Raw genomic sequence first — 22,960 nt, forward strand, 5'->3', positions numbered from 1 at the left:
GTCGTGCCCGGCGTCCTGCCGGGCACGACGGCGCTCGCCGAGTAGCCTTGGCGTTCATGGACACCGATCCCTGGGACGTCATCGACCGGCTGGTCGCCTGGCTCGACGCGGGCAGCGCGCTGCCGCCGGAGACCAAGACCATCCTGCAGATCCTCAAGATCACCGAGGAGGCCGGCGAGGTCGCCGAGGCGTTGATCGGGGTGACCGGGCAGAATCCGCGCAAGGGCTTCTCGCACGACTGGCAGGACGTCGAGCACGAGCTCTGCGACGTCATCATCACCGCGATGGTCGCGCTCACCCGGGTCAATCCGCAGGCGCGCGCGGTGTTCGCCGAGCGTCTGTCCGTCGTGTCCGAGCGGGCCGGACACGACGGATCAGACACAGGGTCCTGATTACTCAGCGGCCGGCGGTCAGCCGGTCGGCGTACAGCTGAGACTGCCGAGACCGGTCGGCGCGGTGCCGCTGCCGAGCAACCCGAACGTGGTCGAGGTGCCTGCGGACAGGGCGCCGTTGTAGCTCAGGTTCGTCGCCGTGACCGCGGCTCCGGACTGGGTCTCCGTGGCGTTCCAGATCTGGCTGATGGTCTGTGAACCAGGCCACGAATACTTCACGTTCCAGCCGGTGATCGAGCTGGATCCGCTGTCGGTGACGGTGAATCCGAGCTGGAATCCGCCGGACCACGAGTTGGTCACCGACCAGGTCGCGGTGCAGCCCTTGCCGGCCGAGGGGCTCGGGCTGGCGGAGGCCGAGGCGCTGGGGCTGGCCGACGCCGAGTGCGACGGGGACGCGGAGGCCGACGCGGACGGCGAGGCGCTCGCCGAGTGCGACGGGGACGCGGACGCCGAGGGGCTGGCCGACGCGGACGGCGAACCCGTGGGGGTCGTGCCGGCGCCGCCGGAGAGGACGACCACGGATTCGGCCGGCACCGAGATCGAGGTGCCGCTCGCGGTGCCCTTGACCACGGTCGGGTTGGCCGCGTCGTAGGTGTACTCGGTCTCCGAGCCGCTGGTCAGGCCGAGGCTCGAGGCCGAGACCGTGTAAGCGTTCGAAGGGTCGGCGTTGACGAGCATCACGTTGTACCCGCCGCTGGACAGCTTCGAGGAGTACGCGTAGATGTTCGGCGTCGAGATCGGCAGCGTGCTGACCTTGGCTCCCTTGACCGCGAGCAGCGAGGCGAGCTGGTAGCCGTAGTACGGCGCGTACGGGGTGTCCATGGCCGGCTCGCCGCTGGTCGCGGACGAGAACATGCCGAAGTCGGCGGTCGGCGTGCCGTAGTTGTGCACGTCCCACCAGTCGACGCTCTGCGCGCCGTAGGAGAGCCATTCGAGGGCGTTCGCGGCGGCGTAGAGGGCGCCGACCGGCTCCTCGTTCCAGGCGTTCGCGGTCTGCGAGATGTTCGTCTCGCCGACGACGAAGTAGGCGCTCGGGTCATAGGTCGAGAGCGCGGTCTTGATCTCGGCCGCGGCGGTCGGGACGTTGTCCACCGTCGCCATGATGGCCTGGACGTTCTCGGTGGGCAGGCCGTTGAAGGGGTACCAGTGCACGTCGGCGCAGTTGATGTCGGCGGCGTCGGCCTGCAGGATCGTGTCGTTCCAGGTCTGCCAGTCCGTCGCGCCGGAGCCGGGCGCGAGGTTGCCGTCCATGCCGTAGTCGTAGCAGATCTGGGCGCTGGGATCGGCGGCCTTCATCGCCTGCATGTAGGGCAGGGCGTTGCTGGCGTAGGACGCGGCGGTGTGCGGGTTGGCGTGGTTGTCCGTCTCCCAGGAGCCGTACTCCTCGTTGCCGATCTCCCACAGAGCCACACCCTGGCCCGAGGTCTTGGACTGGGTGACCCAGGCCGCCGCGTCGGCGGCGGTGTCGGAGCCGTAGTTCACGGTGACGAACTTCTGGCCGCCGGTGATCGAGTCGACCTGGCTGGAGTACTGGGCGAAGTCCACCGGCTGGGCGGTGCCGTTGGCCGTGTTGGGCTGCCACAGGTACTCGTCCGCCCAGGAGCCGCCGGGGTAGCGGATCAGGCCCACGCTGGCGGCGTTGAGGTCGCTGGAGATGGCCGAGTCGGTGAAGTTGGTGTCCCAGGAGGCGGTGTTCACGCCCAGCGGGTCGAGCGAACCGGTGAGGCTGGCGCTGGCCGTGCCCTCGCTCGGGCCGGCGCAGGTGATCGTGGGCGCCGGGTTGGAGGTGCCGTTGTAGTCGCCGTCGAAGCCGAAGGTGGTGCTCGCGCCCGGGCCGAGACTGGCGTTGTCGCCGGACAGGCCGGTAGCGCTCATCACCGTCCCGCTCTGGGTCACCGTGGCGCTGTACGCGCTGCCGGCCACGAGGGTCTGGCCGGCGGAGAAGGCCATCGACAGCGTCCAGGTGCTGATGGTGAAGGAGGAGTTGTTGGTGACGGTCACGGTGGCGCCGAAGTCCGGCGGCGTGTTCGACGGCGTCTGCCAGCCGATCGAATACGTGGCGGAGCAGGAGGCGCCGGTGTCCGCGGGGGCGCTCGGGGCGCTCAGCGCGACGGTGGCCACGGCGCTGGCCGTGGTCAGCGCGAGCGCGAGGGCCGGGGCGCTCCAGCGGCGGTGCGGGCGCGCTACGGATATGGGCATGATTCTCCGGGTCCTTCCTCGGCCTGGCCGGGATCAGGCGTGCTTAACCGATTAAGCGAACGGCCGGGGAATCATGGCTTTGATAGCCCGGACCGGTGGCAGCGACACTACCCCGGGCGACGCGGGCGTCAAGGCGCCCTCGCCGGCCGCCTCCTCCTTCGGCAGGTGGCGGCCGGCGCCGGCGCTGTAGCTTTCATGCCGGGCGACCGGTCCGGCCGTGGGGCCCGCGTGGGATACTGATCCGCTCATCGTGTGTGCCGGATATCGGACCTGGACGGAGAACGGGCGGAGCATGCCGAACCTCATGTGGACCTGGCAGCAGGCCGCCGTGATCGGCGCGGTCGCGGCGGCCGTGTTCGGGGTGCTGCGGCTGCGCGACGTGCTGCCGCGGGTGCGGCCCTTCCTCCGCGAGGCGGCGCTGATCATCTGGCTCTACGGGCTCTGGCAGCTGGTCGGCTCGCTGAACGGCGAGGGCGACTACCGGGCCGTCACCCGCGGGCGGTGGATCTGGGACACCGAACGCTCGGCGCACCTGCCCAGCGAGCACACCCTGCAGGGCTGGGTGCTGCCGCATCCGCTGGTGGTGCAGGCCGCGAACCTCTACTACGCGTCCATGCACTTCACCGTGCTCATCATCTTCCTGGTCTGGCTCTTCGCCCGGCACCGCGCGCAGTACGGACGCTGGCGGACGGTGCTGGCCCTGCTCACCGCCTCGTGCCTGCTGATCCAGTTCCTGCCGGTCGCGCCGCCGCGGATGATCCCGGGGATCGGCATGGCTGACACGGCCATGCAGTACGGGCAGTCCGTCTACGGGCAGATCGGCGGGTTCCAGCCGGACGAGCTCTCCGCGATGCCCTCGGTGCATGTGGGCTGGGCCGTGCTGGTGGCCGTGGCGGTCTGCGCGGTGACGCGGTCGCGCTGGCGGTACCTGGCCGTGCTGCACGCCGCGCTGACCGTCTTCGTGGTCGTGGCCACCGGCAACCACTTCTGGTCGGACGGGATCGTCGCCTGCGCCCTGCTGCTGCTCGCCGTGCCGGCCGAGCGCTCCGGGCGGCGGCTGTGGCAGGCTGCGACGCGCCGTAAAGGCTTGGCCAATTCCGGAAGCGCCACGCCGAGCCTCGTTGACGCCGCCTGACCGGTCGGCGAGCATGACGGCAGCTGCGCGGCTACCGACGGTATTGAGATCCTTACCCTCTCGGAGCGTCCATGCCCACTGTCGTGCATGTGCGCCGAGCCTTCGTGCTCGGAGCCGCACTCTCGCTCGCCCTCACCGGCGCTCTGGCCGCCGCCACCTCGGCCTCCGCCGCGGGCGGGCGCTACGTCTCGCTCGGTGACTCCTACGTCTCCGGGCCTCTGATCCCGACCCAGTCCGGCGGCCTGTGCCTGCGCTCGTCGCACAACTACCCCTCGCTGACCGCGGCGGCCCTCGGGCTGAGCCTGACCGACGCGAGCTGCTTCGGCGCGACCACGGTCGAGATGACCGCGGCCCAGAGCGACGACGGCCTGACCATCAACGCGCCGCAGCTGAATTCGGTCACCTCGGGCACTTCGGTGGTCACGCTCGGCATCGGCGGCAACGACATCGGGTTCATCAACATCATCGAGACCTGCGCCGAGGAGAGCCTGACCAACCCGTTCGGCTCGCCCTGCACCTCGCACTACACCTCGGGCGGCACGGATCAGCTCGCCGCGTCGATCTCCGCGACCGGGCCCAAGGTGGCCGCGGTGTTGACCGAGATCCACCAGCTCGCCCCGGACGCCCGGGTTTACGTGGTCGGGTATCCGGACATTCTGCCTGAGCACAACAACGGCTGCTGGCCGATCGTGCCGATCGCCTACGGCGACGTCAGCTACCTGCGGCAGACCGAGAAGGGGCTCGACTCGATGCTCTCCGCCGAGGCCGCGGCCCACGGCGCCACCTACGTCGACACGTACACGCCGACCATCGGGCACGACGTGTGCCAGGCCGTCGGGACCAAGTGGATCGAGGGGCTGGTGCCGACGTCCTCGGCGGCGCCGTTCCACCCCAACGCGCTCGGCGAGGCGGCCATGGCCCGGGCGTTGGAGAGTGCCATCGGCTGACGGCGCGCTGCTGCCCGCCCCAGGGATACGCCGGTGCCCCCGAGTCGACCGGATTCGGCTTTCGGGGGCACCGGTGTCCTGCCTTTCTAGAACGACTACCCGGAGGTGACCGGAGAGCCGTTGATCGTGACGTCGACGAGTTCGAAGTCGTCGATGAAATCGAGCACGTTGGTGCCGGTCTGCGTGGTCACGCTGAAGTTGTCCAGGGTGACCGTGCCGACGTGGTCCTCGGTGTAGCCGATGACGTCCCAGGCCTGGGTGGCCTGGCCCACCGTCCAATACAGCAGGTTGATATCGGTGACGTCCGGGTAGTACGTGCCGGTGTCGCCCTCGCCGTAGGTGTAGTCGATCAGCAGCGCCGGGCCGCCGATGATCGGGGCGTTGACCCGGTAGACGTTGCTGTCCTGGATGTAGCCGCCGCGCACCGAGTTGGTCTTGAGCCGGTGGCCGGCCTGCAGATCGGTGCTGGAGAAGAGCAGGTCGCGGGCGTAGACGTGGGCGACGCCGCCGGTCATCTCGGAGCCGATGGTCACGCCGCCGTGGCCGTTGGCGAACGCGGTGTTCTGGATCACCAGGTCGGTGCACGGGACGTTCACCCGGCGGCCGTCGGCGTTGCGGCCGGCCTTGATGGCGATGCAGTCGTCGCCGACCGAGATCGAGCAGTGGTCGATCAGCACGCGGGTGCACGACTCCGGGTCGCAGCCGTCGGTGTTCGGGCCGGTGCTCGGGCCCACGGTGACGCCCTCGACCGTGACGTCTTTCGACAGGGTCGGGTGCAGGTGCCAGAACGGCGGGTTGACGAAGGTGACGCCCTGCAGCAGGACCCGCTCGCACTCGTACGGCTCGACCATGGTGGGCGGCAGGTAGTTCCCGGCGCCCATGATCCGCTGGTCTACCGGCACGCCGTCGTCGGCGTAAGCCTGGAGCACGTTGAAGCCGGGCGTCTCAAGGTTCTTCCAGGCCCACCAGTTGCCGGTGGAGGCCTGGCCGTTGAGCACGCCGTCGCCGGTGATCGCGATATCGGTGGCCTGATACGCGTAGACGTTGGGGGAGTAGTTGTAGCACTCGATGCCCTGCCACCGCGTGTAGACCAGCGGGTAGACGGTCGGGTCGGTGCTGAACAGCACGGTCACCCCGGCCGGCACGTGCAGCTCGATCCGGGAGTAGAGCCGGATCGGGCCGGTGAAGTAGACGGCCGTGCCGGTGGCCGGGTCGGCCGGGAGCACCACGCGTCCGCCGCCGTGCCGACTCGCCGCCGCGATCGTCGCGGCGATCGCGGCCGAGTCGTCGGTGACGCCGTCGCCGACCGCGCCGAAGTCGGTCACCTTGTAGTCGCGGCGCGGAATGCGCGGGCGGCGGATCTCGCACACGATCCGGTCCGCGGCCCGGTCCTGCGGCAGGTTGCGCGGCCCGGCCTGGTCGCCGACGCCGCGGCCGGCGAACCAGGACTGCGGTGGCCGCACGGCCGGGTCGAGGTCGCGCCCGTGGGACGCGCCGGACTCGGCGTCGGCGGAGGGGGTGGACGCGGCGGCACTGGCGGGTGCCGCCGCGAGCTGGGATACCGCGGCGGCGGTGCCGGTGGCCGCGGTGGCTTTCAGGAACTTGCGACGATCGAGGGTGGAAGACATCTTCGTCCGTTCCGTCGAGGGGAGCGAGAGGGGCGCGGTCAGTCGCGCGAGCGCGCGACCAGCTGCGTCGGGTTGACGAACCGCAGAGCGACCAGCAGCAGCACCAGCATCGAACCGGTGTAGATCACGGCCATCGCGTCGATGCTCTGCGCGCTGCGGATGCCCGCGGAGAAGACCGCGGAGAACAGGCTCACCACCAGCGTCTGGCTGGTCGGGCCCGAGGTGAGGAAGGTGAGCTCGAACATGCCGAACGTGCGCACCAGCACCAGGATCCCGGCCGCGAGCATGCCCGGCAGCAGCAGCGGCGCGATGATCCGGCCGAGCACGCTGCGGGTGGGCGCGCCGCACATCCGCGCGGCCTGTTCCAGGCGCGGATCGATCTGCTCGATGAACGGGGTCATCGTGTAGACCACGAACGGCACCGAGGGCACCAGGTTGGCCAGCACCACGCCGGTGAGCGAGCCGGCCATGTGGAACTTGTAGAGCACGGTGGCCAACGGGATGCCGTAGGCGATCGGCGGCACCAGGATCGGCAGCACGAACAGCAGCATCACCGCGCGCTTGCCCGGGAAATCGCGCCGGGCCAGCGCGTACGCGGCCGGCACGCCGACCAGCAGGGACAGGCCCACCACCAGGAAGGTGATCTCGAAGGTGACCGTCATCACCTGGCCGAGGTCGAACTCGTTCCAGGCCGCGGAGTAGTTCGAGCCCGTATACCCGGACGGAGTCCAGCCGCGGAACCAGGTGGTGCCGAACGAGTCGAGCACCACCGCGCCGATCACGCCGAGCACGTTGACCATGAAGAAGGCCACCAGCGCCCACACCAGCCAGGCGCCCGGGCGCAGTGTCAGGGCTTTGGCACGCATCAGCCCTTGCCTCCCGTCGAGCCGGTGTAGAACAGGGCTCTGACGCCCATGGCGAGCCCGATCACGGCCAGCATCAGGCCGGTCATGACCATCGCGTCCGCGCAGCCCTGCGGATAGTCGAAGTTCTGCAGGGCCTGCTCGTACGCCTCGATCGAGATCACGTGCGTCTTGCCGTCCGGATCGCCGACCATCATGGCCGAGGGGAAGACCGAGAAGCTCAGCACGAAGGTGAGGCAGAAGGTGGTGAGCAGGCCGGGCAGCAGCAGCGGGAAGGTGATGAAGCGGAACCGCTGCCACCAGCCCGCGCCGAGCGTCGCCGCCGCCTTCTCCAGCGCCGGGTGGATGCCGGAGAGGTAGGAGTGGGTGAGCAGGAAGGCGAACGGGAACCCGCTGATGATCAGCGAGAACAGCACGCCCCAGTAGTCGTTGATCAGCTTCAGCGGGTGGCCCGCGCCGACCAGGCCGAGCTTCTGCAGGGTCAGGTTGAACCAGCCGACCGGGCCGAAGAACTCCAGGATGCCCTCGGCGGTGAGCACCGTGCCCAGCGTGATCGGGACGACCAGCAGGGCGAGCAGCAGGCGCTTGCCGCGGAAGTCTCCGCGCATCCGATAGGAGATCGGCACGGACAGGCCCACGTTGATCAGGGAGCTGGGAATGGCCAGGCCGAAGGTGGTGCCGATGGTGCCGGCGGAGAACGAGTCGCTGAAGAACGCGCGGTAGGCGCCGAGCACCCCGCCCTTGGCCGGTTGGAAGGAGAGGCCGAGGCCGTAGACGAACGGATAGCAGAACAGCGCCGCGATCGCCACGATCCCGGGCAGCATGAGAAGCAGTGTTCTGTCGATGCCGCGCTCGGCCAGCCGGTGGCGCAGCGCGGGGCGGGGAGCCGCGGCGGTGAGCGAGGTCATGACACCACCTCGCCGCCCGCGAACACCAGCGCCCGCTGCGGATCCACGGTCAGCGCCAGCTGGTCGCCGGGCGCCACCCGCTGGTCGGTGCGCAGGTGGACGCGGCGGCCGGCCCGGGTGAGCGCGTCCACTTGGAACTCCCGGCCGTGGTACTCGACCACCTCGGCCACGGCCTCGAACACGCACTCCGCGCCGTCGGTCGCGATCCGCAGGTCGTCCGGCCGGATCGCGACCTGGACGCTCGAGCCGACCGTGCACACCGGGCCGTCGTCGGCCGTGTCGGCCAGGACCCCGACCAGCTTCACACCGTCGCCGGCCACGGTCGCCCGCGGGCCGTCGAGCACCTCGGCCGTGAGATTCAGGATATTGCGGTAGCCCATGAACGCCGCGACGTAGGCGCTGCGCGGGGATTCGTAGAGGGCGGCCGGCGTGCCGATCTGCGCGACCCGTCCCTCCCGCAGCACGACCAGGCGGTCGGCCAGCGAGAGCGCCTCCTCCTGGTCGTGCGTGACGTAGATCGTGGTCAGGCCGAACTCCTGGTGGATGCGCCGGATCTCGGCGCGCATGTCCAGGCGCAGCGCCGCGTCGAGGTTCGAGAGCGGCTCGTCCATCAGCACCAGCGGCGGCTCCAGCACGATCGCGCGGGCGATGGCCACCCGCTGCTGCTGGCCGCCGGAGAGCTGGCCGGGCAGCTTGTGCGCGTGCTCGGTCAGCCGGACCAGCTCGAGCACCGCGTTCACCCGGCGCTCGAGCTCCGGCTTGGCCACCCGGCGCATCCGCAGGCCGAAGCCCACGTTGCGGCGCACGCTCAGGTGCGGGAAGAGCGCGTAGTTCTGGAACACCATGCCGAACCCGCGCTTCTCCGGCGGCAGGGTGTCGATCCGCTTGCCGTCGAGGTCGATCGAGCCGCCGGTCAGCGGCAGCAGTCCGGCGATCGAGTTGAGCGCGGTGGTCTTGCCGCAGCCGGACGGGCCCAGCAGGGCGATGAACTCGCCGCCGTGCACGGTCAGGTCCAGCTCGGCCAGGGCGCGGTGTTCGCCGTAGGAGCGGGAGATGCCGTTCAGTCGCAGTTCGCTGATCATTCCAGGGCTCACTTCGTGCTGCCGATGTTCTTGTCCCACAGGTCGAACGCGGTCACCTGGGCCGTGGCCGGCAGCGAGTTCTTCATCGGGTACTGGGTCATCCAGGTGTCGAAGTCCGGCACGCCGTACTGCTGGATGACCTGCTGCGAGGACGCCGGGGCCTGCGAGATGGTCACGTTCTTGACCGCCGGGCCCGGGTAGAAGTAGCCCTGGTCGTAGGTCACCGCCTGCGCGGTCGGGGTCAGGATGTAGGCCAGCAGGTTCAGGTTCGCGATCAGCACGTCGTTCGAGACGCCCTTGGGGATCACGCCGAACTGGGCGTCGGTGACCCAGGTGAAGGTCTGGAACTTGGCCACCGCGATCGCCTTCGGCACCGTGCCGATGGCGCGGCCGTTGATGTACCAGCCGGTGGTGGAGGCGATGATGTCCACGGTGCCGGCCGCGATGTTCTTCATCGTGGCGCTGGTGCCCGACGGGTAGGTGTCGACGTACTTGTTCAGCTCGGTCAGGTACGCCCAGGTCTTCGACCAGCCGTTGGTCGGGTCGGTCGGGTCCGAGTCGCCGAGCAGGTAGGGCAGGCCCATCAGCCAGGTGCGGCCGGGGCCGGAGTTGCGCGGCTGGGCGTACTGGTACTTGCCCGGGTTCGCCTTCGCCCAGGCCAGCAGGTCGTCGGTGGTGGCCGGCACGGTCTTGACGGTGGCCGGGTTGTACTCGATCAGCGGCCCGGAGGGGTACCAGACGATCTCGATGCCCTGGTCCTGGGCCAGGGTGGCCATGCTCGCCGCGGCGGTCTGGTAGTTCGACATCAGGTTCGGGAAGAACTGGTCGTAGTACGTCTTGAGGTTGATGTAGAGCCCGTCGGTGATGCCGGAGGCCAGGCCGTCGGTGCCGGTGAGCACGAGCGAGGTCTGCACGTTCCCGCCGGCCTGCTCGGCCTTCAGCTTCGCCGGCAGCTGCGGCGCGGTGCCGGTGGAGTAGGTCACGTTGGAGACGATCTCCGGGTGCGCCGACTTGAACTGCTCGATCGCGGGCTTGGTCAGGGCCAGGTTGCCCGCCACGTCCAGGATGTTGAGGGTGACCGGCTTGGACGGGGTCGCGCCCAGCGACGCGGCCGGGCTGCTGTTCGCGGCCGGCCCCGAGCTCGGGGCGGAGCACGAGGACAGCAGCGGTGCCGTCGCGACGGCACCGGCCGCCAGGCCCACGGAACCGAGCAGTGTGCGGCGGTTGATCTCAGGGTTGCGCTGAGGGGACATGGTCTTTCCGCCTTCTACGTCGTCGTATCGGGAAAGGGGAGCAGGACGCGGCCGGCCGGGCGCGCGTGCCCGGCGCGGCACGTGGTGCCGAGGGTGCGGGTGCGTTGCGGGTGCGTCCGTGCGGGGTGCGTCAGTGCGGGTCGGGCTGCGGATTGCGGCCCGGCCGGGCCAGGAAGTCGAAGTCGCAGCCCTGGTCGGCCTGGGTCACCCGGGCCTGGTAGAGCGCGCCGTAGCCGCGCTCGAAGTGCGGCTCGGGGCGCTGCCAGGCGGCTTTGCGCCGGGCCAGCTCCTCGTCCGGGACCTCGAGCGTGAGGGTGCGGGCGGCGACGTCGAGGGTGATCGGGTCGCCGGTGCGCACCAGGGCGAGCGGACCGCCGACGTGCGACTCGGGGGCGACGTGCAGCACGCAGGTGCCGTAGCTCGTCCCGCTCATCCGCGCGTCGGAGATGCGCACCAGGTCGGTGACCCCGGCTTCCAGCAGGTACTTGGGGATCGGGAGCATGCCGTACTCCGGCATCCCGGGGCCGCCGATCGGGCCGGCGCCGCGCAGCACCAGCACGGTCTCGGCGGTGATCGCGTGTGCCGGATCGTCGATCCCGGCACGCAGTTCGGCGTAGGAGTCGAACACCACCGCGGGCCCGGTGTGCTTGAGCAGGCTCGGTTTCTGCGACGCGATGTACTTGATCACCGCGCCGTCAGGGCACAGATTCCCGCGCAGCACGGCCACGCCGCCGTCCTCGCTGAACGGCTCGTCCACCGAGCGGATCACCTCGCGCCGGTGCACCGCGGCCCCGGACCAGTGCTCTGCGACGGTGCCGCCGGCGGCGCTCGGCCGGTCCGGGTGCAGGGCGCCGGGCACCCGGGCCAGCTCGGCCAGGAAGGCCTGCAGGCCGCCCGCGTAGTAGAAGTCTTCCATCAGGAACCTGCCGGACGGCCGCAGATCCGCCAGCACCGGCACCCGGCGCGAGATCGCGTCGAAGTCGTCCAGAGTGAATGCGACCCCTGCGCGGCCGGCCATGGCGACCAGGTGGATCAGGGCATTGGTGGAGCCGCCGAGCGCGATCACGGTGGCCGCCGCGTCCTCGAAGGCCTCGCGGCCGAGGAACTCGGTGATCCTCCGGCCCTCCCGGGCCAGCTCCACCGCGCGCATGCCGGTGCGTACCGCCATCCGGTGATGCGCGCTGTCCACGGCCGGGATCGAGGCGAAGCCGGGCAGGCACACCCCGAGCACCTCGGCCACCGAGGTCATGGTGCTGGCCGTGCCCATGGTCATGCAGTGGCCGGGGGAGCGGGCCAGCCCGCAGCCGACCTCGGCCAGGTCGCAGTCGCCGATCCGGCCGGCCCGGTGCTCGTCCCAGTACTTCCACAGGTCGGTGCCCGAGCCCAGCGGCTCGCCGCGGAAGTTGCCGCGCAGCATCGGCCCGGCCGGCAGGAACAGCGCCGGCACGTCCGCGCTGGCCGCGCCCATGAGCAGGGCGGGGGTGGTCTTGTCGCAGCCGCCCATGAGCACCGCGCCGTCCACCGGATAGGAGCGCAGCAGCTCTTCCGCCTCCATCGCCAGCATATTGCGATAGAGCATCGGGGTGGGCTTCTGGAAGGTCTCCGAGAGCGTGGAGACCGGGAACTCCAGCGGGAATCCGCCGGCCTGCCACACCCCGCGCTTGACCTGCTCGGCCCGCTCGCGCAGATGCATGTGGCAGGGGTTGATGTCAGACCACGTGTTGAGGATGGCGATGACCGGCTTGCCCTCGTACTCGCTCGCCTCGTAGCCGAGCTGGGCGAGGCGGGAGCGGTGCGAGAACGCCCGCAGGTGTCCGCCGGTGGCGCCCTCGCCGAACCAGCCGGCGCTGCGCAGCGGAGCGGAATCGGTCGTCATACCGACCACCTCTCGCCCCACGAGGCGAGGATCGCCTCGATGTGGTCGCGCACGGGCCGCGGCAGCGTGCGCGAAGGCGGGCGCACCTCGGCGCGGCACAGGCCGAGCTGGGCCAGCGCCTCCTTGACCACGCTGACGTTGTCGGCGGACGAGTCGGCCGCGCGCAGCTCCTCGAACGGGCGGATCAGGGCCCAGATCTCCATCGCGGCGGCGTACTCGCCCGCGGCGAGGCGGCGGTAGAGCTCGAGCGCGATCTGCGGCGCCACGTTGACCAGGCCCGAGGTGAACCCGGTGGCGCCCACGGCGAAGTAGCCCGGCGCCGAGAGCTCGGCCAGCCCGGCCACCCACTCGAACCGGCCCGGCCCGGCGTCCATGGCCACCCCGGCGAAGCGCACCGGGTCGGGCACCGAGTACTTGACCCCGACCACGTTCGGGCACAGCTCGCCGAGCCGGCCGATCTGCGCGCCGCCGATCCGGGCGTCGCGCACGTAGAGGACCACGCCGAGCTCCGGGACCGCCTCGGCGATCCGGCGGTGGTACTCGGTCCAGCCCTCGCCGGAGATGTACGGGTGCACCGGCTGGTGCACCATCACCATGTGCGCTCCGGCGTCGCGGGCGTGCCGCGCCGCGGCGATCGCGCCGGTGGTGTCCAGGCCCACGCCGACGATGACCGTGGCCTGGTCGCCGACCTCCTCGACGGTGTTCTCCACCGCGCGCCGCGCCTCGGCGGGCTCGAGCGTGTAGAACTCCCCGGTGTTGCCGTTAGGGGTGACGGCGCGCACGCCGGCGGCCACCAGGCGCGCCAGCAGCGCGCCGTGCCGCCCCCAGTCGACGCCGCCCTCGGCGTCGAACGGGGTCACCGGGATCGCCACCACCCCGCGCAGCGCGGCGCGCAACGCGGCGTGGTCGACCTGCCCACTCGGGCGAATAGGCGCCGGCGCGGTGGCCGTGCCATCATCGGACTGCATCTCGTGTCTCCGGGTCATGGATCTCGCCAGGCGACGCCCCCGCTCGGGGACGCGCCGATCTGTGCCGTGGTGCGGGTGTCCCGGTCCGGACCGTTGCAGCGGTCCGGACCGATCTTCTTCGCCCCGCGCCGACGGTGCGCGCGGTTGCTCGAGCCGGTGATCTTCCTACCCTGATGCCGTGGTGCGTGCGCCGAGGCGCGGCGGTGCGGTGGTGCTCTCGTGCGGTGCGCGGCCGTTTCCGCCCGGCGCGGGCGGATCCTGCCCGGTTCCGTCCGTGCGCGGGATCAGGCCGAGTCGGCCGCGGAGCCGAAGTTGCGCTCCACGAAGGCCCGGATGTGCTCTTCGAGCAGGGTCGCGGCCACGTCCGCGCGCCCGGCCCTGATCGCGTCCAGGATGGCCCGGTGCTCGGCGGCCTCCTGCTCCCAGCTCGCGTTGCGGGTCCACACGGCGGTGGACACCAGCGCGGTCTGGTCGCGCAGCCCGTCGAGGATCCCGACCATCAGGTCGTTGCCGCACCCCGCGTACAGGGCGCGGTGGAACTCCCGGTTGGCGGTCTGCCGCTCCGCCCGGTCCGCGGCCCCGTCGGCCGCGTCCAGGGCCGAGCCGGCCGCGTCCCACCAGGTGCTGGCCGCGCCGCCGGCGGACGCCGCCCGGCGCACCGCCTCCGGCTCCAGCAGGATCCTGATGTCGTAGACGGAGTGGGCCAGCTTGTCGTCCACGGTCCGCACGCTCGCGCCCTTGTACGGGCTCATGGTGACCAGGCCGGCCCCGGCCAGGGTCTTGAGCGCTTCGCGCACCGGGGTCTTGGAGACCCCCAGCTGCGCGGCGAGCTCGGTCTCGATCAGGGGCTGGCCCGGCATGAGCCGTCCGGTGAGGATCGCGTGTTTGACCGCGTCCAGCACCGCCTCGGTGCGCGAGGGCACCGCGACCGACGACATGACCGTGTCAGGCATGGATGGTTTCCGTTTCCAGTACTTCGATACCGCGTATCCGGGATGCCGCATCGGGTATCTCGTATACGATGTGAAGGGAAGCTAGTCCCGGCGCGCCGTGCGTGTCAATGGTGGGGGAATCAGGCTGGTGAGAGACGACCGCGCGGGCGGTGCTCGGCCGAGTGAGGGTGTGCCGGGCACCGCCCGCGCGGAGTTTGGTCCCCCGACCGGGCTCGCCGCACAGATTCGATGTCTCATATACGACGTGCCGCGTACGGTATCGGTGACATGAGATTCCGTCAACGCTCTTGACGCCGTGGGGATCGCGTCCTAGCCTCCCCGACTGCACCACACGCGTGCCCGGTATGAGGGTGTCTGGCCGCGTGGCGGAAACCCACCCGTCCTGTGTCGTGATCGACGGGGACGTGCCGTCATGCCCACCGGATCCGGTGTCGGCCCGGTACTTCGAGCCGCTCCGTCGCCGGCCACCCCCAGCCCGTTAGGACCGAAGTCTCCATGCGATCGCGCAGATCCGCGCTGCTCGCCGCCGTTTGCGTCTCCGCCCTCGCGGGCGGCGCGTTCGCGGTCGGGGCGGCGCCCGCCTCCGCCGCCGGCCCGGCCGCCGGCGTCACGCTTACCGTCGGAAAATCCGGTGCCGAATACACGACCGTGCAGTCCGCGGTCGACGCCGTGCCGAACGACTCCGGCACCGCCTACACGATCTCCATCGCCGCCGGCACTTACCGCGAGATGGTGACGATCCCGGCCACCAAGCTGCACCTGAGCCTGATCGGGGCCACCGGCAACGCCAAGGACGTCGTCATCACGTCCTCGACCTACGCGGGCGAGGCCACCAGCAGCGGCTCCACGTACGGCACGGAGGGCTCGGCCACCGTGCACGTGAAGGCCAGCGACTTCACCGCGAAATACATCACTTTCTCCAACACGTTCGACAAGCTCGACTACCCGAGCGTGACCGCCACGCAGGCCGTCGCGATCGCGATGGAAGGCGACCGGCAGGTCTACCAGAACGACGTCTTCTACGGACATCAGGACACCCTGCTGTCCTGGGATTCCACCGCGACCGCCGAGCTGCGCCAGTACGTGTACAACTCCACCATCGACGGCGATGTCGATTACATCTTCGGCGACGGCGACCTGGTCGTGGACCGCTCCGACATCGTGACGCTCAACGACGGGATCTACTCGAAGGCGTACCTGACCGCGCCCGCGACTTACGCCGCCGAGACGTACGGCATCCTGCTGACCGGCGACACCGTGACCAGCACGCTCGCCTCGAACGGCGTGTACCTCGGTCGCGCCTGGGAGCCGTTCTCGGGCACCGCGCCGCAGTTGGTCGTGCGCAACACGAACCTGCCCGCGCAGGTCAACACGACGAACCCGTATCTTGGTATCAGCAGTGCGACATGGACGCCCGGTCGCTACTACGAATACGACGACACCGGCTCCGGCGCGAACGCGAACGAGTCCACTCGTCCGCAGCTGACCGCGGCCCAGGCCGCGTCGTACACGGCGTACACGTACCTGGCCGGGTCGGACGGCTGGGACCCGGTGGTGAGCGGCGCCGCCAGAACCGTTGCCGCACAAGCCGAACGGGACAACGCGCGGCTCGGCGACACCCGCCGCGTAGCCGAGCCGAGGCTGCCCGGCACCTGCCAGACCGTGACCTCCGACCTCGCCGCTCCGGCGAACCGGGAGTTCTCGGACGACATGGAGGCCGCAGCCCCCGACACCGCCCGCATCCAGGCCGCGCTGAACGCCTGCGCCGGCACCGGTCAGGCCGTCGAACTGTCGCCCGGCGCCGACGGCGGCGACACGGCGTTCCTCTCCGCGCCGCTGACCGTCTCAGGCTTCGAGTACCTCGTCATCGACACCGGGGTCACGCTCTTCGCCTCGCGTCAGGCCACTGACTACGGCGCCGCCTGCGGGACGATCGGCTCGTCCTCCAACGGATGCGCCGCCTTCATCACCGTCAGCGGCAACGAGAGCGGCGTCGAGGGCGTGCGCGCGGACTCGCGCAGCCGGGGCTCCCGGGACGGGCTGGGCAATCCGACCCAGGGCGCGATCGACGGCCGCGGCGACCTGCCGATCCTCGGTACGACCACGAGCTGGTGGGACAACGCGGTGACCGCCAAGGCGGAAGGGCTCAAGCAGGTCAATCCGCGGCTGATCCAGGCGACGTCCTCCGACCAGTTCACCGTGTACGACCTCACCCTGCGCGACGCGGCGAAGCAGAATCTCTACTACAAGACCGGCGGCGGCCTGCTGGTCTGGGGTCTCGTCGTGGAGAGCCCCGACACCTCGCTGAACACCGACGGCATCGACATCGACTCCTCGGTGTACGCCACCGTCCGCGACTCGTGGATCATGGACGGTGACGACTGCGTGGCCATGCAGACGAACGACGCCACTGACGTGCACCTGACCGTGGCGGACAACCAGTGCTTCGGCACGCACGGCATCTCGATCGGCAGCGAGACGACCTACGGGCTGCAGGACATCCTCGTCGAGCACAACCGCATCGAGGGCAAGGACCTCTACGGCACCGAGTCGAGCATCGCGGCCGGTATCCGGATCAAGTCGTACGAAGGCGTCGGCGGTGTCGTGCGCGACGTCGAGTACCTGGACACGACCATGTCCGACCTGCAGTACCCGATCGATCTCGACCCGTTCTACTCCGCGCCGACCGGCACCGCGAACATCCCGGATTATGCCGGCGTCACCATCGACGGCCTGGTCGCAACCCGTTCCATCCCGGGCGCGCAGGAGGTCGTCGAGGGCGTCAGCGCGGACCATCCGACCGTGCTGACCCTGCGTGACGTGTACGCGGACGCCACCACGACCGTGTCCCAGTACGCGCGGATCACCATCGAACATAGCGATCTGGACTTCGCCGGCACCGGCGTCGCGGAGGTACTGCGCTGAAATACATCCGATGAATGGCTTGCGCAAAGGTCCTTGCGCCTTCTAGATTCTGTCCCACCAGAAGGCGGAAAGGACCTTTGCCCATGTCGGACGCCCGCGCCCGGATACTTGCCCTGGATACTTATGACATCCGGTTCCCCACCTCGCGTGAGCACGACGGGTCGGATGCCATGAATCCAGACCCTGACTACTCGGCGGCCTATGTGGTGCTGCGCTCCGACGCCCTCGGCCCGAACGGCCAGGAACTCGCCGGGCACGGTTTCGCCTTCACGATAGGTCGGGGCAATGAGGTGCAGGTCGCCGCGATCGAGGCGCTGCGCGCGCACGTGGTCGGCCGCGAGCTCGACGAGCTGTGCGCCGACCCCGGCAGCGTCAGCCGGGCCCTGATCGGCGACAGCCAGCTGCGCTGGCTCGGCCCGGAGAAGGGCGTGATGCAGATGGCCATCGGCGCCGTCGTCAACGCCGTCTGGGACCTCGCCGGAAAGCGCGCGGGCAAGCCGGTCTGGCAGCTGCTCGCCGACGCCGAGCCGGAATGGCTGGTGAGCCAGATCGACTTCCGCTACATCGAGGACGCGCTCACCCCGGCCGAGGCGCTCGAGCTGCTGCGCGCCGGACGGGCCGGCGCCGAGGAGCGGGTCGCGCTGCTGCGCGAGCACGGCTACCCGGCGTACACCACCTCGCCCGGCTGGCTCGGCTACTCCGACGAGAAGCTGACCCGGCTGGCCAAGCAGGCCGTCGAGGACGGGTTCACCCAGATCAAGCTGAAGGTCGGCGCCGACCTCGAGGACGATATGCGCCGCTTCCGTGCCGCCCGCGCCGCCGTCGGCCCCGACCTGCGTATCGCCATCGACGCGAACCAGCGCTGGAACGTGCCCGAGGCGGTCGACTGGGTGCAGGCGCTGGCCGAGTTCGAGCCCTACTGGATCGAGGAGCCGACCAGCCCGGACGACATCCTCGGCCACGCCGCGGTTCGCCGCGGGGTCGCCCCGGTGAAGGTCGCCACCGGCGAGCACGTGCAGAACCGGATCGTGTTCAAGCAGCTGCTGCAGGCCGACGCCATCGACATCCTGCAGCTCGACTCCGCCCGGGTGGCCGGGGTCAACGAGAACCTCGCGATCCTGCTGCTCGCGGCCAAGTTCGGCGTCCCGGTCTGCCCGCACGCCGGCGGCGTGGGCCTGTGCGAGCTGGTCCAGCACCTGTCCATGTTCGACTACGTGGCGCTGAGCGGCACGACCGTGGACCGCGTCATCGAATACGTCGACCACCTGCACGAGCACTTCGTCGATCCGGTGCGCGTGATCGCGGGCAGCTACCAGGCGCCCGAGGCCCCCGGATTCTCGGCCCGCATGCACGACGGATCGATCGCGGCATACCGCTTCCCGGACGGTACCTTCTGGGTGGAAGACCTGCGTCGCCAGAACGAAGGAGTCTCACAATGACCGATCAGCACCTCGAGTTCGCGGGCCTGCGCGCGGTGGTGACCGGCGGCGGCTCCGGCATCGGACTGGCCACCGCGACTCTGCTCGCCGAGCGCGGCGCCACCGTCGCGGTGCTCGACCTCGACCCGTCCGCGGCCCCGGATCCCAAGCTGGGCTTCGTCGCCGACGTCACCGACGACGAGTCCGTGCGCGCCGCCGTGGCCGGCGCGGCCGAAGCGCTCGGCGGGATAGACATCCTGATCAACAACGCCGGCATCGGCGCGGCCGGCACGGTCGAGGACAACTCGGACGAGCAGTGGCACCGGGTCTACGACGTCAACGTGGTCGGCATGGTGCGCGTCTCCCGGGCCGCGCTGCCGCACCTGCGCGCCTCGGCTCACGCCGCGATCGTCAACACCGCCTCGATCGCCGCCGTGGCCGGCCTGCCGCAGCGCGCGCTCTACAGCGCGACCAAGGGCGCCGTGTACGCGCTGACCCTGGCCATGGCCACCGACCACCTGCGCGAGGGCATCCGGGTCAACTGCGTGAACCCGGGCACCGCGGACACTCCGTGGGTCGGCCGGCTCCTCGACGCCGCGCAGGACCCGGAGGCCGAGCGCGCCGCGCTGGCGGCCCGCCAGCCCATGGGCCGGCTCGTCACCGCGCCGGAGATCGCCGCCGCCATCGCCTACCTCGCCTCGCCGCTGGCCGCCAGCGTCACCGGCACCTCGCTCGCGGTCGACGGCGGCTTCACCGGCCTGCGTCCCCGCCCGATCGGCCAGTAGGGAATCCCCGTGCCCCAGCAACGTCCTGACGTCCTGCGCCGGGTCTCGCGCCTCGGCTTCGGCGGCGCGGCCATCGGCAACCTCTTCGCGCAGGTCGACGACGACGCCGCGGCCGAGGCCGTGAACGCGGCCTGGGCCGACGGTTTCCGCTACTTCGACACGGCGCCGCACTACGGTCTGGGCCTGTCCGAGCGCAGGCTCGGCGAGGCGCTGCGGCCGCGGCCCCGGGGCGAGTACGTGCTCTCCACCAAGGTCGGCCGGATCCTGGAGCCGCTGGCCGGGGAGATCCCGGAGGGCCTGCGCGACGACGAGGGCTTCGACGTCCGGCGCACCCACCGCCGCCGCTGGGACTTCAGCGGCGACGGCGTGCGCCGCAGCATCGAGGAGAGCCTGCAGCGGCTCGGACTCGACCGGATCGACATCGCCTACCTGCACGACCCGGACGACCACGCCGAGCAGGCGCTGGCCGAGGCGTATCCGGCGCTGGAGAAGCTGCGGGCGGAGGGCGTCGTCGGGGCGATCGGCGTCGGCATGAACCAGAGCGCGCTGCCGGCGCGGTTCGTGCGCGAGACCGACATCGACGTCGTCCTGCTGGCCGGCCGCTACACCCTGCTCGACCAGAGCGGGCTGGCCGAACTGCTGCCCGCGGCCGCGGAGCGCGGCGTCGCCGTCGTGCTCGGCGGCGTGTTCAACTCCGGCCTGCTGGCCGACCCGCGCCAGGCCGCGACCTACGACTACGCGCCCGCCCCGGAGCCGATCCTGCGCCGGGCGTTGGAGATCGAGAGGGTCTGCCTCGAGCACGGCGTCCCGCTGCGCGCGGCTGCGCTGCGGTTCGGTTTCGGCCACCCCGCCGTCATCAGCGCGCTGATCGGCGTCAGGGATGCCGGGCAGGCGGAAGATTGCGCCGCGCTGGCCGGGGTAGCGATACCGACGGAGCTGTGGGAGGACCTGCGTACCCGCGGCCTGCTTTCCCCCGACGTCCCGGTTCCGACGGAGTGAGCATGACGGTAGACGCGCACCACCACCTCTGGGATCTGCATGTCCGCGCGCACGAGTGGCTGCGCGCGCCCGAACTCAAGCCGATCTGGCGGGATTTCGGGCTCGAGGAGCTTGAAGCCCAGGCGAGGGCCTGCGGCGTGGACAAGACGATCCTGGTCCAGGTGGCCGCTTCCGCCGACGAGACCAGGGAGTTCCTCGCGTACGCGGCGTGCACCCGGCTGATCGCGGGCGTGGTCGGCTGGATGGACCTGGCCGCGCCCGGCCCGGCCGAGCAGCTGGCGAAGATCCGCGGCGGGGCCGGCGGCCAGCGCCTGGTCGGTATCAGGCATCTGGTTCAGGACGAGGCCGATCCGGCCTGGCTGGACCGCCCCGGGGTACGGGCCGGCCTCGCCGCCGTGGGCGCGGCCGGACTGCCCTACGACCTGCTGGTGCGTCCGGCGCAGGCCGAGGCCGCGCTGCGCGCGGTGCGTGCGCTGCCCGACCAGGTGTTCGTGCTCGACCACATCGGCAAGCCCCCGATCGCCTCCGGCGAGACCGAGCCGTGGGCGGCCTGGATCCGCGAGCTGGCCGCCGAACCGCACGTCGTGTGCAAGCTCTCCGGCCTGGTCACCGAGGCCGACTGGGGCACCTGGACGGTTCCGGATCTGCGCCCCTACGCGGAGGTCGTGCTCGAGGCCTTCGGGCCGGACCGGCTCATGTTCGGCTCCGACTGGCCGGTGTGCGTCCTGGCCGGGAGCTACGATGACGTCTTCCACGCCGCGACCGACCTCACCGCGCAGCTGAGTGTGGCCGAGCGCGAGGCGGTTTTCGGCGGGACCGCGACCCGGGTGTACGGGATCTGATCGTTCTCTTCGGGCCGGATCATTCCGGCCCGAAGACTTCCAGATCCGGCCCCTCGACGGCGATCGCGCTCAGTCCGGTCTCGGATCCCGAGGTGTGCAGCTCCTCGGGATCCCAGCGGACGCCCTGCCCGGCGCGGATGTCCAGCCGATGGCCGTCGGGCCCTGATACCCAGCCCTCGCCGGCGACCACCAGGAACAGCTGCCCGCCGACCGCCGGGTGCTCCCCGATGACGCCGCCCGGTTCGATCGAGAGGCAGGTCACCCGGGTCTGCCCGGAGTGCTCGCCGTGCGCGATCAGAGTGGCGAACGCGTCCACGCTCTCGTGGTGCGGGATGCGGAATTCCCTGCGGTCGAACACGAACATCTCCATACCGCGGCCCTCCGTGTCTGGGATGGAAGGCTTGAGTATAGGCCGTGGCGCAGCGGGGCGAACCGATCCGGAGGCGGGAGCGGACATGGTCGGGGAACCGGTGCCGGCACTGGGAATCGAGCCCTCGGCCTGGCCCGGCGTACGCAGGCTTTCCGGCCACGCGGGGGTGCGCTCCCGGCAGGAGGACGGGTCGCTCTCGGCCTCCCGGGCCGTCTCCTACGTCCATTCCTATGTTCTGCCCGGCGAACGCAGTCCGGCCGTCGTCATCGCCCAGTCGCCCGTCTACCCGGGCCGGCCGCCCCACCAGCCCGGCGCGGCGATCTCCACGCTGCTGCGTCGGGGCCGGCGGGAAGGTGTGGCGCGGCCGGACCATCCGGTCTCGGTACGGTCCGGCCACGCCGTCATCGAGGGCTGCGATATCGGGATCGACGTCGTCGACTGGGGTGACGCGCGCCTCGGCGGAGTCGCTTTCACCTGGCGCGGATCCACCTATGTGGACATCGCCTCATGGCTCGCTCCCCTCGACGCGCTCTTCCTTGCCGCCTTGACCGTCATCGGGGATCCGCTCGAACCCCTGGCCGGCCGCCCGGGCGGCTGATCAGGACGGGGACGCGGACGAGTCCGTGCCCAGGTCCAGCGAGCCGCCGAGCATCGAAGACAGCACGCTGATGAAGTCGGTCTGGCCGACCCAGCCCGTCTTCTGGCCGTTGCCGACCAGCGGGCAGCCGGAGAGCTGCATGAGCACCTCGGTCTCCTGCGAGCCGGCCGTGAAGATGCCCAGGATGGAGCCGCCCGAGTCCATCGGACAGGAGACCGGCTGGGTCGGCGGGGGAGTCAGGGCATTGAGCGCCTTCTGCAGGGTGCCGATCTGGTCGGATTTGCTCAGCACGATCGCGGTCGGGGCGTGCGGGCTCGCGGCCGGGCTGGCGGAGCCGCCGGGGCTCTCGAGGCCGCCGGGGCTGCCGGAGTCGTCGGACGCGGGCGAGGCCGCGGCCGGGTAGACGCACAGCAGCACCCGGGTCGCGGCCAGCGGCTCGAGCTGGTCGGCGAGGCCGCTGACGTTCGAGGAGAGATTCTGCGGAGCTGTGCCGGGGCAGGTACTGCTCTGCGCGTCGTCGGCCGCCGCGGACGCGCCGGCGGTGGAGACCGTCGCGGACGAGCTCTGCAGCCGCTGGGCGGCGCAGCCGGAGACCGCGCTCGCGCCCAGGGCCAGGGCGGCCAGGCCGAGCGAGGCGCGGACCGCATACGGGATAGTCATGATTCGCCTCCGCTGTAAGGGTTCTTCGGATACCCCGGCCGCCGCCCGGCATGCGCCCGAAGCCCCCGCGCGCCCCGGGCGCGGCCGCCCGGGAACGCCCCGGCGCGCCGGGGCGAAAATAACTTTGCCTCCTAACAGTTTGGACGCTAACCTTCTCGG

At 70.8% G+C, this 22,960-nt stretch carries 20 protein-coding genes; 9 read left to right on the top strand and 11 right to left on the bottom strand.

Annotated elements, in window-relative coordinates; all coding sequences use genetic code 11:
- Window positions 1-56: 56 nt before the first annotated feature.
- The gene (locus tag ACTRO_RS34080) at window positions 57-392 is read left to right on the top strand and encodes a MazG-like family protein (RefSeq protein ID WP_034277988.1); all 336 of its coding nucleotides are present in this window, start codon (window positions 57-59) and stop codon (window positions 390-392) included.
- A gap of 18 nt (window positions 393-410) precedes the next feature.
- On the opposite strand, the gene ACTRO_RS34085 is transcribed toward ACTRO_RS34080, so the two are convergent.
- On the bottom strand, window positions 411-2,591 hold the full coding sequence (locus tag ACTRO_RS34085) for a cellulose binding domain-containing protein (protein WP_084316720.1): 2,181 nt from the start codon (window positions 2,589-2,591) through the stop codon (window positions 411-413).
- A 292-nt stretch (window positions 2,592-2,883) separates the two neighbouring features.
- Here ACTRO_RS34085 and ACTRO_RS34095 point away from each other — a divergent pair, with 292 nt between their 5' ends.
- Window positions 2,884-3,726, top strand: coding sequence for a phosphatase PAP2 family protein (locus tag ACTRO_RS34095; RefSeq protein WP_051451802.1), 843 nt, complete (start codon window positions 2,884-2,886; stop codon window positions 3,724-3,726).
- 71 nt (window positions 3,727-3,797) lie between these two features.
- Complete coding sequence (locus ACTRO_RS34100) at window positions 3,798-4,673, top strand: SGNH/GDSL hydrolase family protein (protein WP_034269850.1); 876 nt, start codon at window positions 3,798-3,800, stop codon at window positions 4,671-4,673.
- 95 nt (window positions 4,674-4,768) lie between these two features.
- Here the strand turns inward: ACTRO_RS34100 and ACTRO_RS34105 are convergent, their stop codons facing one another.
- The 8 genes from ACTRO_RS34105 to ACTRO_RS34140 form a co-directional block, all read right to left on the bottom strand.
- On the bottom strand, window positions 4,769-6,301 hold the full coding sequence (locus ACTRO_RS34105) for a glycoside hydrolase family 28 protein (RefSeq protein WP_051451803.1): 1,533 nt from the start codon (window positions 6,299-6,301) through the stop codon (window positions 4,769-4,771).
- A 38-nt stretch (window positions 6,302-6,339) separates the two neighbouring features.
- Entirely contained in the window at window positions 6,340-7,167 is an 828-nt protein-coding gene (locus ACTRO_RS34110; RefSeq protein WP_034269853.1) for an ABC transporter permease, read from the bottom strand.
- Window positions 7,167-8,072, bottom strand: a complete 906-nt coding sequence (locus ACTRO_RS34115) for an ABC transporter permease (protein WP_034269856.1) — start codon at window positions 8,070-8,072, stop codon at window positions 7,167-7,169. The genes ACTRO_RS34110 and ACTRO_RS34115 overlap by 1 nt, the downstream gene beginning before the upstream one ends.
- Window positions 8,069-9,154, bottom strand: coding sequence for an ABC transporter ATP-binding protein (locus tag ACTRO_RS34120; protein WP_034269859.1), 1,086 nt, complete (start codon window positions 9,152-9,154; stop codon window positions 8,069-8,071). Before ACTRO_RS34120 ends, ACTRO_RS34115 begins: the two co-directional genes overlap by 4 nt.
- A gap of 8 nt (window positions 9,155-9,162) precedes the next feature.
- A complete protein-coding gene (locus tag ACTRO_RS34125) occupies window positions 9,163-10,407 on the bottom strand; it encodes an extracellular solute-binding protein (RefSeq protein WP_157436598.1) in 1,245 nt (414 codons plus the stop codon).
- 130 nt (window positions 10,408-10,537) lie between these two features.
- A complete protein-coding gene (locus tag ACTRO_RS34130) occupies window positions 10,538-12,283 on the bottom strand; it encodes an IlvD/Edd family dehydratase (protein WP_034269862.1) in 1,746 nt (581 codons plus the stop codon).
- Window positions 12,280-13,251 (bottom strand): dihydrodipicolinate synthase family protein, encoded by a 972-nt coding sequence (locus tag ACTRO_RS34135; protein ID WP_084316721.1) that lies wholly within the window; start codon window positions 13,249-13,251, stop codon window positions 12,280-12,282. The genes ACTRO_RS34130 and ACTRO_RS34135 overlap by 4 nt, the downstream gene beginning before the upstream one ends.
- Window positions 13,252-13,535: 284 nt before the next feature.
- Window positions 13,536-14,204 carry a GntR family transcriptional regulator gene (locus ACTRO_RS34140; protein ID WP_211244499.1) on the bottom strand — a complete coding sequence of 223 codons (669 nt, stop codon included), beginning with the start codon at window positions 14,202-14,204 and terminating at the stop codon, window positions 13,536-13,538.
- Window positions 14,205-14,699: 495 nt separating this feature from the next.
- Between ACTRO_RS34140 and ACTRO_RS44295 the strand changes: the two genes are divergently transcribed.
- The 5 genes from ACTRO_RS44295 to ACTRO_RS34165 all read left to right on the top strand — a co-directional run bounded on the left by ACTRO_RS44295 (window position 14,700) and on the right by ACTRO_RS34165 (window position 21,173).
- Window positions 14,700-17,129, top strand: coding sequence for a pectinesterase family protein (locus ACTRO_RS44295; protein WP_051451804.1), 2,430 nt, complete (start codon window positions 14,700-14,702; stop codon window positions 17,127-17,129).
- Window positions 17,130-17,212: 83 nt separating this feature from the next.
- Window positions 17,213-18,568, top strand: a complete 1,356-nt coding sequence (locus ACTRO_RS34150; protein ID WP_034269868.1) for an enolase C-terminal domain-like protein — start codon at window positions 17,213-17,215, stop codon at window positions 18,566-18,568.
- The gene (locus tag ACTRO_RS34155; RefSeq protein ID WP_034269871.1) at window positions 18,565-19,332 is read left to right on the top strand and encodes an SDR family NAD(P)-dependent oxidoreductase; all 768 of its coding nucleotides are present in this window, start codon (window positions 18,565-18,567) and stop codon (window positions 19,330-19,332) included. The genes ACTRO_RS34150 and ACTRO_RS34155 overlap by 4 nt, the downstream gene beginning before the upstream one ends.
- Before the next feature lie 9 nt (window positions 19,333-19,341).
- Window positions 19,342-20,331: an aldo/keto reductase gene (locus ACTRO_RS34160; protein WP_034269874.1), complete on the top strand. Its 990-nt coding sequence runs from the start codon at window positions 19,342-19,344 to the stop codon at window positions 20,329-20,331.
- 2 nt (window positions 20,332-20,333) lie between these two features.
- Window positions 20,334-21,173 (top strand): amidohydrolase family protein, encoded by an 840-nt coding sequence (locus tag ACTRO_RS34165; protein WP_034269876.1) that lies wholly within the window; start codon window positions 20,334-20,336, stop codon window positions 21,171-21,173.
- 19 nt (window positions 21,174-21,192) lie between these two features.
- Here ACTRO_RS34165 and ACTRO_RS34170 read toward each other — a convergent pair whose 3' ends face one another.
- Window positions 21,193-21,543, bottom strand: a complete 351-nt coding sequence (locus tag ACTRO_RS34170) for a hypothetical protein (protein WP_034269879.1) — start codon at window positions 21,541-21,543, stop codon at window positions 21,193-21,195.
- Window positions 21,544-21,628: 85 nt separating this feature from the next.
- Between ACTRO_RS34170 and ACTRO_RS34175 the strand changes: the two genes are divergently transcribed.
- Complete coding sequence (locus ACTRO_RS34175) at window positions 21,629-22,141, top strand: hypothetical protein (protein WP_034269882.1); 513 nt, start codon at window positions 21,629-21,631, stop codon at window positions 22,139-22,141.
- Here ACTRO_RS34175 and ACTRO_RS34180 read toward each other — a convergent pair whose 3' ends face one another.
- Complete coding sequence (locus ACTRO_RS34180) at window positions 22,142-22,801, bottom strand: hypothetical protein (protein ID WP_034269885.1); 660 nt, start codon at window positions 22,799-22,801, stop codon at window positions 22,142-22,144.
- Between the last annotated feature and the right edge of the window lie 159 nt (window positions 22,802-22,960).

The sequence above is a fragment of the Actinospica robiniae DSM 44927 genome (assembly GCF_000504285.1).
GTDB lineage: Bacteria > Actinomycetota > Actinomycetes > Streptomycetales > Catenulisporaceae > Actinospica > Actinospica robiniae.

Bases quoted from the DNA above. Each gene is read 5' to 3' on its own strand.
- ACTRO_RS44295 (WP_051451804.1), top strand. From the start codon at position 14,700: ATGCGATCGCGCAGATCCGCGCTGCTCGCCGCCGTTTGCGTCTCCGCC.
- ACTRO_RS34150 (WP_034269868.1), top strand. From the start codon at position 17,213: ATGTCGGACGCCCGCGCCCGGATACTTGCCCTGGATACTTATGACATC.
- ACTRO_RS34125 (WP_157436598.1), bottom strand. From the start codon at position 10,407: ATGTCCCCTCAGCGCAACCCTGAGATCAACCGCCGCACACTGCTCGGT.
- ACTRO_RS34140 (WP_211244499.1), bottom strand. From the start codon at position 14,204: ATGCCTGACACGGTCATGTCGTCGGTCGCGGTGCCCTCGCGCACCGAG.
- ACTRO_RS34110 (WP_034269853.1), bottom strand. From the start codon at position 7,167: ATGCGTGCCAAAGCCCTGACACTGCGCCCGGGCGCCTGGCTGGTGTGG.
- ACTRO_RS34175 (WP_034269882.1), top strand. From the start codon at position 21,629: ATGGTCGGGGAACCGGTGCCGGCACTGGGAATCGAGCCCTCGGCCTGG.
- ACTRO_RS34180 (WP_034269885.1), bottom strand. From the start codon at position 22,801: ATGACTATCCCGTATGCGGTCCGCGCCTCGCTCGGCCTGGCCGCCCTG.
- ACTRO_RS34095 (WP_051451802.1), top strand. From the start codon at position 2,884: ATGCCGAACCTCATGTGGACCTGGCAGCAGGCCGCCGTGATCGGCGCG.
- ACTRO_RS34120 (WP_034269859.1), bottom strand. From the start codon at position 9,154: ATGATCAGCGAACTGCGACTGAACGGCATCTCCCGCTCCTACGGCGAA.
- ACTRO_RS34080 (WP_034277988.1), top strand. From the start codon at position 57: ATGGACACCGATCCCTGGGACGTCATCGACCGGCTGGTCGCCTGGCTC.
- ACTRO_RS34115 (WP_034269856.1), bottom strand. From the start codon at position 8,072: ATGACCTCGCTCACCGCCGCGGCTCCCCGCCCCGCGCTGCGCCACCGG.
- ACTRO_RS34130 (WP_034269862.1), bottom strand. From the start codon at position 12,283: ATGACGACCGATTCCGCTCCGCTGCGCAGCGCCGGCTGGTTCGGCGAG.
- ACTRO_RS34165 (WP_034269876.1), top strand. From the start codon at position 20,334: ATGACGGTAGACGCGCACCACCACCTCTGGGATCTGCATGTCCGCGCG.
- ACTRO_RS34085 (WP_084316720.1), bottom strand. From the start codon at position 2,591: ATGCCCATATCCGTAGCGCGCCCGCACCGCCGCTGGAGCGCCCCGGCC.
- ACTRO_RS34100 (WP_034269850.1), top strand. From the start codon at position 3,798: ATGCCCACTGTCGTGCATGTGCGCCGAGCCTTCGTGCTCGGAGCCGCA.
- ACTRO_RS34105 (WP_051451803.1), bottom strand. From the start codon at position 6,301: ATGTCTTCCACCCTCGATCGTCGCAAGTTCCTGAAAGCCACCGCGGCC.
- ACTRO_RS34170 (WP_034269879.1), bottom strand. From the start codon at position 21,543: ATGGAGATGTTCGTGTTCGACCGCAGGGAATTCCGCATCCCGCACCAC.
- ACTRO_RS34155 (WP_034269871.1), top strand. From the start codon at position 18,565: ATGACCGATCAGCACCTCGAGTTCGCGGGCCTGCGCGCGGTGGTGACC.
- ACTRO_RS34135 (WP_084316721.1), bottom strand. From the start codon at position 13,251: ATGCAGTCCGATGATGGCACGGCCACCGCGCCGGCGCCTATTCGCCCG.